This is a genomic window from Litchfieldia alkalitelluris (assembly GCF_002153425.1).
Lineage (GTDB): Bacteria > Bacillota > Bacilli > Bacillales > Salisediminibacteriaceae > Evansella > Evansella alkalicola.
The window spans coordinates 1,012,582-1,025,497 of sequence record NZ_KZ119600.1; the positions used below are offsets into that span (position 1 = coordinate 1,012,582).

The following is a 12,916-nucleotide window of genomic DNA, read 5'->3' on the forward strand; positions in this document are numbered from 1 at the left end:
TTTCTACTTCTTCATTATCGAACTTTCGTAATATCTTTCGTTGGCTTGTGTTCACCAGTTTCAATTTCTTTAGCATAGTGACAAGCTGCTTCATGTCCTTCAGTCATATGAGACAATGACTCAAGTACAGGAAGTTCTTCTTTACATTTATCTGTTGCAAATGGACATCTTGTATGGAAACGACATCCAGTTGGTGGATCAATTGGAGAAGGAATATCTCCTTGTAATAGGATTCTTTCCTTTTTGATCTCAGGATCTGGAACTGGTATAGCTGATAACAAAGCTTTTGTATAAGGGTGTTGCGGGTTTTCAAAGATTGATTCTTTGTCGCCAATTTCAACAATTTTCCCTAAATACATTACGATAATCCGATCAGAAATATGACGAACTACACCTAAATCATGGGAGATGAACAAGTAAGTTAAATTCATTTCCCTTTGGAACCTCTGTAATAAGTTCAATACTTGGGCTTGGATGGAAACGTCTAAGGCAGAAACTGCTTCATCACAGATAATAAGCTTTGGATCGACAGATAATGCTCGGGCAATACCAATTCTTTGTCGTTGACCACCAGAGAATTCATGTGGGAAACGATCTGCTTGGAATGGTTGTAAACCGACAGTTTTCATTAATTCAGCAATACGGTCATCACGATCTGATTTTGGTACAACGTTCTGAATCTCCATTGCTTCATTTAAAATTTGTCTAACAGTCTGTCTAGGGTTTAAGGAAGCATATGGATCCTGGAAAATGATCTGCATATCTTTACGCATTTTACGCATTTGTTTTTTGTTTAAAGAAACTAAGTCAACACCGTCAAACTCAACTTTTCCGGAAGTCGGTGTATCTAATCGTAAAATCGCACGTCCAGTTGTTGATTTACCACAACCAGATTCCCCTACGATACTTACTGTTTCACCTTCATAAACAGTAAATGAAACGTCATCAACCGCCTTTACATTGTTTACCGTACGACCAAAGATACCACCTTTAATTGGGAAGTATTGCTTTAAGTTTTCAACGCTTAATAGTTCTTTATTTTTGCGGTTCATAAACCTTCACCTCCGGATCTCCATCCCACTCATCGGTGTAAATCCAGCAACGAATTTGTTCTGCATCACCAATGTCATCGAGGTTAGGGAGTTTTTCACGGCATAAGTCAGTTGCAAACGGGCACCTTGGTGCGAAACGACATCCTTCAGGCATATCATCAGGACTTGGTACAGTACCTTTGATAGGAATTAACTCCTCCTGATCCATATCACTACGTGGTAAAGAGTTTAATAGACCAACAGTGTATGGGTGTCTTGGGTTTTTAAATAGTGTTTTTACGTCTGCATATTCAACCACTTTACCACAATACATAACGGCTACATAATCACATGTTTCTGCTACAACGCCTAGATCATGTGTAATGAAGATAACGGACATGCCTAACTCATCTTGAAGCTCTCGAATTAATTCGAGAATTTGTGCTTGAATCGTTACGTCTAGTGCTGTTGTAGGTTCATCTGCAATTAAAAGCTCTGGTCGACAAGCAAGTGCCATGGCGATCATAACTCGTTGACGCATACCACCTGATAATTCGAAAGGATATTGATTAATACGTTTTTCAGGAGATGGTATACCTACAAGCTTTAGCATCTCGATTACTTTTTTCTTACTTTCTTTTTTACTTAAACCTTGATGGATGCTATAGGATTCACTAATTTGCTGTCCTACAGTATACACAGGATTAAGTGATGTCATAGGTTCTTGGAATATCATTGAGATGCGATTTCCGCGAATTTTTCGCATCTCTTTTTCAGAACTTTCTACTAGGTTTTGATCGTTAAACAGGATCTCTCCACCTTTAATTTTTCCAGGGTGGCCGATCAGTTTTAAGATGGACATGGCAGTAATACTCTTACCAGATCCAGACTCACCAACGATACCTAATGTTTTTCCTTTTGGAACATCAAAGGTTACACCATCTACAGCCTTTACTTCATTATCTCCTTCTAGGAAAAACGAAGTTTGTAAGTTATTTATCTTTAAAATGCTATTTTCTTTACTCATGAACCACACCTCACTTTCTACTAATCTAAGTCGATTCGCTTGTTAAGGTATCGATAAGATATATCTACGATTAAGTTTACAAAAACGAATAAGACGGAAATAATGATAATCGTTGCCTGTACTGCTGGGAAGTCACGAGCAATGATTGAATCAATGACATAACGTCCCATACCGTTAATTGCAAATACAGTTTCAGTTAATACCGTACCACTTAGTAACGCTCCAAATTGTAAACCAATTACAGTTACAACAGGAATCAAAGCATTTTTTAGAGCGTGACGATAAATGATGACACGTTCTTTTACACCTTTAGCACGTGCTGTACGAATGTAGTCCTGTGAAATAACTTCTAACATACTAGAACGAGTCATTCTGGCAATAACAGCCGCACCAGCTGTACCTAATGTTATTACTGGTAAGACTACCTGACCTGGTGTACCCCAACCTGTTGGTGGGAACCAGCCCCAATTTATGGCGAACCATTGCATCAACATTAGTCCTAACCAGAAGTTTGGCATGGATAATCCAAACAAGGCGACTAACATGATGATAATGTCTGATTTAGAATGTCTTCTGACTGCTGATACGATACCAGCAATGATTCCAATGAAGATACTCAAGATTGTACTATATATGGCTAACTCAAGTGTGACCCAAAATTTAGGTCTAATCTCATCTATAATAGGTAAGTTACTTCTCATGGATACACCAAAATCCAATTGTGCGATGTTACTTACAAATCTTACATATTGTATATGGTATGGTTGATCCAATCCTAGACGTTGTTCCATTCTTTCAACAACATGTGTTGGTGCCGATTCCCCTGCCATGATTTGCGCTGGTTTACCAGGAGTAAGGTGCATTAAAAGGAATACAAACAACGTCACACCAAACAGAACAGGTATTAATTGGAAAATACGACGTATTATATATGTTGTCATTAAATTTGCACCTCTCTTCTAATTCTTTAATTTTGGATCTAACGCATCTCGCAGACCGTCACCGAAAATATTAAATGCTAAAACGACTGTTAAAATTGCCAAGCCTGGAAATAAAGCAATATGACCAGCATCTCGTAAGAAACTTCGACCGTCATTTAACATTGCTCCCCATTCTGGTAAAGGAGGCTGTGCACCCATACCTAGGAATGAAAGACCAGCGGCTGTTAAAATCGCTGTTGCGATATATAATGTAGCGTTTACGATGATTGGAGAAAGTACATTTGGTAGTATATGTCTGAATATTATTCGGAAATCTGAAGCCCCAAGTGCTCGAATAGCATCAATATATTCTAGCTTCTTCGTTGCAAGTGTAGAACCACGAACAATCCTTGCAAAACCTGGAATTGAGTAAATGGCAACAGCAATCGTTACGTTTACTAAACTACCACCTAGAATACTTACGATAGCTAATGCTAGTAGAATACCAGGGAACGCAAGTAAAACGTCCACAATTCGCATGATGATATTATCTATTCGACCACCATAATAACCTGCAACAATACCTAATGGAACTCCCACAAGTGCACCCATGATTACAGAGGCAAAACCAATACCTAATGTATAGATCATTCCATAAATAATTCTTGCGAATATGTCTCTACCCATGTGATCAGTACCGAACCAGTACTCAGCCGTTGGGCCGGTGAAACGGTCAATTAAATTAATATCATTTGGATGATGCGGTGTAACAATTACTCCAAACATTCTGTCAAGCACCGTTACAATAATAGCGATTAACAATAAAATGACAATAAAGTAAAATCCAACAACAGCTGGTTTGTTTCTTTTAAACTTCTTAACCAGATCTTTCATATTTTTAAGTGCTGGACTTTGAACTTTTTCTTCCGTTACTGCTGTTTGCTCAGCAGGTTGCTTCATAAAAGAGCCCCCCTTTTTCATTAAGTATAGATTTTCGGTTTATAAATAAAAGTCTATAAATTATATAATCTCTTATTTATATTCCAAAATGATAGTTGTTTTTTTACTATAATAAACTTCAGAAAAAAAACAGTCTTAAATCATAATAAACTGATAACTTTCATTTTACAACAATCTTTTAGTAAATGGTTGTATCAATACTTTCCAATAAATTAAGAAATTGTATGATTTCTCAGTTTAAAACGTTTATCTACTAACACTTTAACGTTTTAAATAATAGGAGAATGGTTTAAAATATTTAAATTATCATGTCTATTAAGAATTTAATTAATTGCTGCTATTTTATGCCTAATATGCTATATTTTTCTATATTCTTTTAAGATATATAGCACAATATGACATTATTCTTTAGTGGTAGACAAGAATCATATAATATAAGTAGAATTTTGTAAAATATATGCCTATGATTCTACCATGGTAATTCAAAATTATTGCTTAATTTGAATATTAATATAATTTTTTGTGAAAACTAACTTGCTAAAATTTTTAAAAAATTATATATTATTTGTAACCCATTAAGGGCTATATTAGAAAAACAGGGGGTAATACACATGAAGGCCAAGAATTTAGTTTGGTTTTTTGCGTTAATGCTAGGTTTTGCTCTAGTATTATCAGCATGTGCCGGTGACGGAGAAGTGGAAACTGATTCCGACGATGCCGATACTGGTACTGAGACAGAAGAAACTGACAGCGGTGACGATGGCGATAGCGAAGGTGACGAAGCTGCTGTAGATACGGATGACAATCACTTGATTATCGCAGTATCATCTGATCTAGTATCACTAGATCCACACGGAAACAATGACGTACCATCTAGTAATGTACGTTCAAACATTTATGAAACATTAGTAAAGCAAGATGAGAACATGGAAATTGTCGAAGGACTTGCAGAAGCTTGGGAGCCTGTAGGTGACAACTCTTGGAAGTTCACATTACGTGAAGGAGTACAATTCCATGATGGTTCAGAATTTACTGCTGAAGTAGTAAAAGCTAACTTAGAACGTATCCTTGATCCAGCAATTGGTTCACCACGTTCTTTCTTATATGACATGCTTTCTGAAGTAACTGTAGAAAGTGATTATGAAGTAGTTATTACTACTGAATATCCATTTGCACCATTACTAGCTCACTTAGCTCATGATGCTGGTGGTATGCTAAGTCTTGAAGTAATTGAAGAAGATTATACACAAGCAATTGCAGAAGCTGGTCTTGATCTTTCTTTAGAAGATTACTATGAGTTACGTGCAGCTGGTGGAGACGACTTTGAAGAAGTAGTTTCTGAAATTGCTGAATATGCTGGTTTATATGTTGCTCAAAATCCAGTAGGAACTGGTTACTTCCAATTAGGAAATCGTGTTTCTGGTGAACAAACAGTACTTACTCGTTTTGATGGATATTGGGGTGAGCCAGCGAAAGCTGAAGGTGTAACGTTTAAAGTTGTACCTGAGCCAAGTGCTCGTGTAGCTGAGTTAGAAACTGGTTACTCACACATTGCTGACCCAATTCAGCCTACAGATAAAGACCATGTTGATAACCATGAAGCAACTTTCATGAACGTACAAGAATCTGTAAGTTTATCATATGTAAGTTTTAACACTGAAAAAGCACCATTTGATGACCCACGTGTTCGTCAAGCGGTTTCTCTAGCTATTAACCAAGAAGAAATCATTGAGGGAATCTACCAAGGAAACGGTATCCCTGCAATTGGGCCATTGGCTCCAGACGTATTTGGATATGATCCAAATGTAGAAGGTTTATTATATGACTTAGACCGTGCTCAAGAGTTACTAGAAGAAGCTGGATACGGAGATGGATTCTCTACTACTATCTGGACTAACGATAACGAGCAACGTGAAGAAACAGCTTTATATGTACAACACGCATTACAAGCTTTAAATATCGATGTTGAGATTGAAGTACTTGAGTGGGGGGCTTACCTTGAGCGTACTGCAGCTGGTGAACACGATATGTTCATCCTTGGTTGGTCTACTGTAACTGCAGATGCTGACTATGGTATGTATGCATTATTACACTCTTCTATGCATGGAGACCCAGGTAACCGTGCATTCTTAACAGATGACAGACTAGATGAATTACTAGATCAAGGTCGTCGTGAAACAGATCCAGATGCTCGTCAAGCAATCTATAGTGAAGCACAAGAGCTTCTAGTAGAACTTGCACCAATGATCTACGTTCACCACCAAAACTACTTAACTGGTGTACGTAACGAAGTTGAAGGATTCTGGGTAGACGCATTAGGTATCTACCAATTAAAAGACGTTACTCTTAACTAATAGAGTATTTATAAGGAGAAAGGCTGGCACATCTGGTGTCAGTCTTTTTCTTTGTGTTTATAAACAATTCTTGTGGTTAATACTTCTTCAATTCCCTCAGTTAATTATCATGATTTGTCCAACCCATGAATAGGAATAAAGCAAGAAGGCTAGAAGAAGCTTTCATGGGGAGGGGAGCTCTATATGGTAGAAACGATACTGAAAATCTTTATGAGTGAGCAGCAGGCGCAATCAATTCTTTCAAACTCACTGATTGAGCTCATTTTTATGATTCTATTTATTATATTTGCAGTTACATTTCTCGCACACATGATTCTTTACAGTCGACTGCGAACGATTAGGAATCATTTAAATACCACTAACTCACTAGACATTGAACCATTACGGAAGTTTAAACAAGAGTTTGATGAGAAAAAAGAGCACGAATCATTAAAGGTAGAGACGTTTGTACAAAAGAAATTTTCAGGGTGGCGTGTTTTAAATTTACCGGTCTTGAGCCTAATTAAAATGGTTCAGATGACTGTCTCTGTTTTTATACTAGTAGGTGTATTAGGGACCTTCATCGGCCTTACGATGTCTTTAGGTAGCATCGATGCAACGGGAGACCAACTTGTAGAAAACGTTGCAGCTGTTTTGACAGGGATTGATGTAGCATTTGCAACAAGTATTGCGGGGATGGGTTTATCACTCATTATGACGGTACTTATTCGTGTTTTTAATACAGAATATTTAATGACAGATATTATGCTAAAAATGGAGTCCCATCTCGAGGAAAACGAACAGGATGCGATGGGGAGGTTGATCGAGGTATCGAAGTCAATTAACACCTCTATCGTAGAGCTTAGGGAAACGAATCAAAAGTCCCTTCAGAATATAGAGTCTGCTTTCCATGGTTTTCAAGAATATACGGTTGGTCTTGAGCAGTCTGCTAAAGACCTAGCAAAATTCAATGAAGGTCTGTCAGCAAATTTGAAAGACTTCAACTTGCTTTTTAACAATATGAGTGAGGTCACAAGTAATTTCGATGATGGTGTGAAAAACCTCAATAAGAACTTTGATCATCTATTTACTTATTTCAATAATATGGACAAACGTAATGAGCGGATGGCGAGCGCCTTCCAGGAGACGTACAACAAAATTAGTGAAATGTCCAAGACTCAGATGGAAACTCTAAATCAATTTGATGAGTCGGTTGGTGATTGGAAAAACTATATTGCTTCCATATCAGATAAACAGGATGCCATTCATGGTGCATTTGAAAGGGTAATAGGACAGAGTGACAACCTAGTTAAGTTAATGAAGGAAAATAATAAACAGTTTAAGAGTATTTTTGGTGATGATGTGAGTTCTAAGTTAACTGGTATCAGCACTTACTTGAGAGAATTGAAGGGTGATTTTGATAAGCTTGGAAACTCCATCGTACAACTTCCTGATGCACTAGAAACAATTAACTCTACACAAGCCGAATATAAGCATTTATTGTCAGATAGGTTTGATGATTTAAAGCAGTTTAACCAGGAATTTAACAATCATTTAAAAAATCATTATGCTGATTCAAAGGCATTTGAAAAACAATTAAATGATGCAACTAATTCTTTTGACCAAATGGGAATGAAAAATAGTCAACTCTTAAATGAAATTAATAGGGTAATCACACAAATGACAGATTCCTTTAATCACAGGGAAAGCCAAATCGAGTCCAGTGTGGGCGTTCTTAAGGACATCCTATCCAGATATGTTAACAATTTAGAAGGAAGTCTAGGAGAGAGACTTGATAAAGTAAGTAGGAATATTGGTGATTATGTTGTGGATATTAGTGATTCAATGAAGAAGGAGTTTAAACAGATCGGTGACATAACAGAGGAGAGTCAGCAACGTAATGCTCGATTAACCCAGCAGACGATTAGTGACTTAAGTCAAGAATTCCAGAATTTGAATCGCCAGCTTCAATCTTTTGCCCAAGAAGTGGCAAGGCAAAATAGCCGTCAGGAACCGATAAGACAGAACAATTATCAAGAGCCAGTCCGACAATCTGGTTATCAGGATCCACTAGGTCAAGGAAATCCAGTGAGGATCGGAAGACATGATTAATAAGTACAGAAAGCTTTTTAAAGGAGAACAGGATGAAGGTCATTTTTGGCCTTCATTCACAGACCTGTTAACGGCGATTTTACTCTGCTTTGTCTTAATCTTCATTATTATGATGGTTATTAAGTCATTTCAAATAGAAGAGATGAAACGAACGATTGATCAGATTATGGGGGTACGCGTAGATCTAGTTAATGATTTAAATGAAGAGTTTGAGGACTCTAACGGTATTATGGTAGATGAGCAGACAGGGGCCCTCATTTTTAATACGGATATTTTATTTGAATTTGATGAAGCTGAATTAATTCCTCAGGCTTACGAATTTTTAGATGAATTTGTTCCAGCATATTTGGATGTGTTGCTGGAGAGGGGCTATGAAGATTATATTTCAGAAATCATTATTGAAGGTCATGCAGATCGGACTGGGAGTTATATCTATAATATGGAACTATCACAGGAACGTGCTTTTAGTGTAGCGGAGTATGTTTTAAGTGAAGACTTCCCTTATAAGAATATCCAGGAAGCTTTAGAAGATAAGTTAACGGTGAACGGACGATCTTATACAGTTGGTAGAACTGATGAGGACGGGAATTACAGCTATGAGGATTCTCGTAGAGTTGAGTTTAAGTTTAGGTTGAAGGATGAAGAGATATTAGAGGCAACTCGTGAGCTCCTTGAAGGGAATTAATTATCTATATAGCAGTTTTTTAAAGAAAAAAGACGCACGGGAAGCTGTATAACAGCTTCTCCGTGCGCTACAAATTATTTTAACTTATCGTAATCTAACGTTTGGATTGTACCGTCTTCGTTATACTTAATTTCTGTGAACTTCACACTACGCTTGTGATCTACACCGCCTGAAAGGGAAGCATCGTGGTAGAATAAGTACCATTTACCTTCGAACTCAACGATAGAATGGTGAGTTGTCCAACCTTCTACTGGTGTAAGGATAGTTCCTTTATGAGTGAATGGTCCCATAGGATCTTTACTTACTGCGTACGCAATTAAGTGAGTAGTACCTGTTGAATATGACAGGTAGTACAAACCATTATATTTGTGTACCCAAGGTCCTTCGAAGAATCTTCTTTCTTCATCTCCTGCAAGAATTGGGTTTCCATCTTCATCTACAATTTTAATTTCTTGTGGGTCTTCTTTAAATGTAAGCATATCGTCGCTCATTTCAGCAACAATTGGACCTAAAGCAGGTTGATCTGGTGCAGGACCTTCAGCGTCCTCTTTGAAAGTACCAGTTTGCCATTTTTCCAATTGACCGCCCCATAGGCCGCCGATGTACATATACGCTCTATTGTCCTCATCCACTAATACAGCAGGATCGATCGTATAGCTTCCTGGAATATAATTTTCTTCGGCCTTGAAAGGACCAGCAGGACTTTTACTTGTTGCTACCCCAATACGGAAAATCCCATCTTTATCCTTTGCAGGGAAATACAAATAGTATGTATCGTTTTTAAATGCTGCGTCTGGCGCCCACATTTGTTTTGTTGCCCAAGGAACATCCTTAACATGTAGTACTTGTCCATGGTCAACAACAGGTGAATCTACGTCGTCCATTGATAAAACATGATAATCTTCCATTGAATAATGGTTACCATCATCATTAACTGGCTCATCATGGTCTAAGTCATGGGAAGGATAGATGTAAAGTTTTCCTTCGAATACGTGAGCAGATGGATCGGCAGTATAAATATGATTGACTAAAACTTCATTTTGTTTTGCTTTTTTTGTCATTTCTTCTACTCCTTCTTAAATCAAATTAACTTAAAGATAGCGCATTTTTCACATACATGTCAAGGAAGTATGGGAACTGTCAGTGATATGTAATATTTTTAACACCCTTTTTTTAAAAGGCTCTGTTAAACTTATATGTTGATTTTTTGTTACAGGTACTCGCTTTCACGCAAGGTACAAGTGCGACATCTGCTCATTCTTCGCAGTGTCTTCTTTGCCGCGGGCGGCTGGTAAGCCTCCTCCAAATTCCGCCTAAGAACTTGCCCACGTCCTGTGGACAACGGCGTAATGTCGGCGTCCTGCCTCCTGCATCTGCGGGGTCTTACCCCTGCCTTTAATCCCGCAGGAACGAGCATAAACATCACGAGTATGCTGCGAGTTGTCTCGACGGATACACTACGAAGCATTTGCTCGTAGAGGAAGAGACAGGTGTACCTTCCACAAAAAATCAAAAGTGTTAAATATCAACATTATTCTTTAACAGAGCTTTTTAAAAAGAAGTAGAATTTATTCCGTTTGTCCCGTTTATGTTTGATCTTTGGACTTTTTCCATCATTACTTCTGTAGTGATTTTTCCCGTTTTGTTTTATGATGAAAGATGATTATTATGTTGAATGATAAAAGGGGATGGGGCGCTATGTCTAAAGAGAAAATCCTTATTATTGAAGATGATGAAAAAATAGCGAGAGTAGTTCGCTTAGAATTAGAGTACGAAGGGTATTCAGTCGAAATGTCACATGATGGACTGAATGGGTTAAAGCTTGCGAAAGAAAAGGACTGGGATCTCATACTACTTGATATCATGATTCCAGAGCTAAATGGCATGGAGGTACTACGTCGCATACGTTCTTCAGATGAATTAACTCCAATCATACTTTTATCAGCAAGAGATTCTATCGTTGATAAGGTAGCGGGCCTTGATCTAGGAGCAAATGACTATATTACGAAGCCGTATCAAATTGAAGAACTATTGGCGCGAATTCGTTCTTGCATAAGAATTAAAAGGTCTCAAGTTCCTGTAGTTACTGCACTCCAGGTGTCCGATCTGATAGTTGATGAGGCTTTACGTACTGTAATGAGAGGAACGAAGGAAATTGAGTTAACAAAGAGGGAATATGATCTTCTCGTCTACTTGTTAAAAAATAAAAATCAAGTTTTACAAAGGGAACAAATTCTTGAATCAGTTTGGGGTTATGATTACATGGGAGAAACGAATGTGGTAGATGTATATATTCGTTATCTTCGTAAGAAAATTGACGACGGTTTTCGAGATCCATTAATACTCACCATTAGGGGAGTGGGGTATATTCTGAAGGAGCCTTCTCAATGAAAATTAGAACAAAGATACAGTTATTTTCAATAGTATGGCTGCTAGTTATTATAATTATCATTAACACTTCTATCTACTTCGCCTTTTCTAATTTGCTAATAGAAAATGAATTAGAAGAGGTTGAGTCACAAGTGGCTAATATTGCAGCCTTTATGAGTACATCAGGGGAGTCGGATACTGCACCATCACGAATGCTCCGTCCATATGTTCCTTCCAGTGGAATGATCAGGATTATTTCAGAAAATAATGAGGCGACCACGGTTGTGACACAGCGCCCGGAATTATTTGAAGTAGCTGTCACTCACTATTCAGGTCAAGAAAGAGAAATGCTAGAGCTTCCAAATGGTGAATGGATGGCGGTTGCATACTTTCCGTTAATATGGGAGGACGGATCGGTTGTTTCTTTGGAAGTGATGCGGAGCCTCCAACCTATTCAGGATACTCTTCATCTCTTGAGACTTGTCCTAGTCATTGCCTCTGTTTTGATTTTATTACCTGCTTTATTTGGTGGCGCTCTTTTAAGTAGATTAATCCTTCGTCCTATTCAGGCGATGGTAAAAACAATGATGGAAATCCAGCAAAAGGGGACACTCAAGAAAATTGATATCGATGGACAAACGAAGGACGAACTTTATCATGTAGCAGGCACGTTTAACACAATGGTTGATCTGCTACGTGAAAACATGGAGAAAAAACAGCAATTTGTTCATGATGCTTCCCACGAGTTGAAAACACCACTGACGGTTATTGAAAGCAATGCAAATATGCTGAAGCGTTGGGGTGCTAAAAATCCTGAAATTCTTGAAGAGTCCATTGATGCAATTCATTCTGAAGCTAAACGAATGAAAGAATTGACAGGGCAAATGCTTGCCCTTGCAGACGACTATTCAACGAAATCACTAGCTTTTGAAAAAGTAGATTTGATTAAGCTCATTGAGGAAACCTCTACCATGATGGAAAAAACGTATCACCGACAAATCCAAGTGAACTTAGATGTACCTTCTACTAAGCTATTTGTGTTAGGTGAGGAAAAAAAACTGCAGCAGGTGTTAGTTATTTTATTAGATAATGCAATTAAATATAGTAAAGATAACATCTTGCTACACCTTGGTATAGATGGAGAGAATGTATTTTTTACAATAAAAGATCATGGCATTGGAATTCCCGCGGAACAGCTGGATAAAGTGTTTGATCGATTCTATAGGGTGGACAGTGTAAGGAGTAGAAAGACGGGTGGAACAGGGCTAGGCTTGGCCATTGCGAAAACAATAGTCGATTCTCATCTTGGTGAGATTGATGTGGAGAGTGAAGAAGATGTTGGGACAACATTTATAGTGAGCCTTCCGAAGCATCATTAATGAAAATTCATTGTTTTCTCATCAAATTTTAATCTTCCTCTCAAAAACCTTTAATTAATGTGTTCTACACTGTTTATGAACACAATAGAAGGGAGTTAA

At 37.7% G+C, this 12,916-nt stretch carries 10 protein-coding genes; 5 read left to right on the forward strand and 5 right to left on the reverse strand.

Going from position 1 to position 12,916, the window contains the following annotated elements:
- Positions 1 to 14: 14 nt before the first annotated feature.
- Genes BW724_RS04710 through BW724_RS04725 form a run of 4 tightly spaced genes read right to left on the reverse strand, consistent with a single transcriptional unit; the run spans position 15 to position 3,938 of the window.
- Positions 15 to 1,052, reverse strand: coding sequence for an ABC transporter ATP-binding protein (locus BW724_RS04710; RefSeq protein ID WP_088074030.1), 1,038 nt, complete (start codon positions 1,050 to 1,052; stop codon positions 15 to 17).
- Positions 1,036 to 2,058 carry an ABC transporter ATP-binding protein gene (locus BW724_RS04715; RefSeq protein ID WP_088074032.1) on the reverse strand — a complete coding sequence of 341 codons (1,023 nt, stop codon included), beginning with the start codon at positions 2,056 to 2,058 and terminating at the stop codon, positions 1,036 to 1,038. Before BW724_RS04715 ends, BW724_RS04710 begins: the two co-directional genes overlap by 17 nt.
- 20 nt (positions 2,059 to 2,078) lie before the next feature.
- Positions 2,079 to 2,999, reverse strand: a complete 921-nt coding sequence (locus BW724_RS04720; RefSeq protein ID WP_088074034.1) for an ABC transporter permease — start codon at positions 2,997 to 2,999, stop codon at positions 2,079 to 2,081.
- Positions 3,000 to 3,017: 18 nt separating this feature from the next.
- Complete coding sequence (locus tag BW724_RS04725; RefSeq protein ID WP_088074036.1) at positions 3,018 to 3,938, reverse strand: ABC transporter permease; 921 nt, start codon at positions 3,936 to 3,938, stop codon at positions 3,018 to 3,020.
- Positions 3,939 to 4,549: 611 nt separating this feature from the next.
- On the opposite strand from BW724_RS04725, the gene BW724_RS04730 reads away from it, so the two are divergent.
- The 3 genes from BW724_RS04730 (at position 4,550) to BW724_RS04740 (ending at position 9,068) form a co-directional block, all read left to right on the forward strand.
- Entirely contained in the window at positions 4,550 to 6,292 is a 1,743-nt protein-coding gene (locus BW724_RS04730; RefSeq protein ID WP_088074038.1) for a glutathione ABC transporter substrate-binding protein, read from the forward strand.
- 183 nt (positions 6,293 to 6,475) lie between these two features.
- Entirely contained in the window at positions 6,476 to 8,383 is a 1,908-nt protein-coding gene (locus BW724_RS04735; RefSeq protein WP_088074040.1) for a MotA/TolQ/ExbB proton channel family protein, read from the forward strand.
- Entirely contained in the window at positions 8,376 to 9,068 is a 693-nt protein-coding gene (locus tag BW724_RS04740) for an OmpA family protein (RefSeq protein ID WP_088074042.1), read from the forward strand. Before BW724_RS04735 ends, BW724_RS04740 begins: the two co-directional genes overlap by 8 nt.
- Before the next feature lie 74 nt (positions 9,069 to 9,142).
- On the opposite strand, the gene BW724_RS04745 is transcribed toward BW724_RS04740, so the two are convergent.
- Positions 9,143 to 10,129: a glycoside hydrolase family 43 protein gene (locus BW724_RS04745; RefSeq protein WP_088074044.1), complete on the reverse strand. Its 987-nt coding sequence runs from the start codon at positions 10,127 to 10,129 to the stop codon at positions 9,143 to 9,145.
- Positions 10,130 to 10,766: 637 nt separating this feature from the next.
- Here BW724_RS04745 and BW724_RS04750 point away from each other — a divergent pair.
- Positions 10,767 to 11,459 (forward strand): response regulator transcription factor, encoded by a 693-nt coding sequence (locus BW724_RS04750; RefSeq protein WP_088074046.1) that lies wholly within the window; start codon positions 10,767 to 10,769, stop codon positions 11,457 to 11,459.
- Entirely contained in the window at positions 11,456 to 12,817 is a 1,362-nt protein-coding gene (locus BW724_RS04755; RefSeq protein ID WP_088074048.1) for a sensor histidine kinase, read from the forward strand. The genes BW724_RS04750 and BW724_RS04755 overlap by 4 nt, the downstream gene beginning before the upstream one ends.
- The last annotated feature ends 99 nt before the right edge of the window (positions 12,818 to 12,916 follow it).

What these genes read in the sequence shown, in the direction of transcription:
- BW724_RS04730 (WP_088074038.1), top strand. Translation starts at nt 4,550, where the DNA reads ATGAAGGCCAAGAATTTAGTTTGGTTTTTTGCGTTAATGCTAGGTTTT.
- BW724_RS04710 (WP_088074030.1), bottom strand. Translation starts at nt 1,052, where the DNA reads ATGAACCGCAAAAATAAAGAACTATTAAGCGTTGAAAACTTAAAGCAA.
- BW724_RS04725 (WP_088074036.1), bottom strand. Translation starts at nt 3,938, where the DNA reads ATGAAGCAACCTGCTGAGCAAACAGCAGTAACGGAAGAAAAAGTTCAA.
- BW724_RS04750 (WP_088074046.1), top strand. Translation starts at nt 10,767, where the DNA reads ATGTCTAAAGAGAAAATCCTTATTATTGAAGATGATGAAAAAATAGCG.
- BW724_RS04755 (WP_088074048.1), top strand. Translation starts at nt 11,456, where the DNA reads ATGAAAATTAGAACAAAGATACAGTTATTTTCAATAGTATGGCTGCTA.
- BW724_RS04745 (WP_088074044.1), bottom strand. Translation starts at nt 10,129, where the DNA reads ATGACAAAAAAAGCAAAACAAAATGAAGTTTTAGTCAATCATATTTAT.
- BW724_RS04740 (WP_088074042.1), top strand. Translation starts at nt 8,376, where the DNA reads ATGATTAATAAGTACAGAAAGCTTTTTAAAGGAGAACAGGATGAAGGT.
- BW724_RS04735 (WP_088074040.1), top strand. Translation starts at nt 6,476, where the DNA reads ATGGTAGAAACGATACTGAAAATCTTTATGAGTGAGCAGCAGGCGCAA.
- BW724_RS04720 (WP_088074034.1), bottom strand. Translation starts at nt 2,999, where the DNA reads ATGACAACATATATAATACGTCGTATTTTCCAATTAATACCTGTTCTG.
- BW724_RS04715 (WP_088074032.1), bottom strand. Translation starts at nt 2,058, where the DNA reads ATGAGTAAAGAAAATAGCATTTTAAAGATAAATAACTTACAAACTTCG.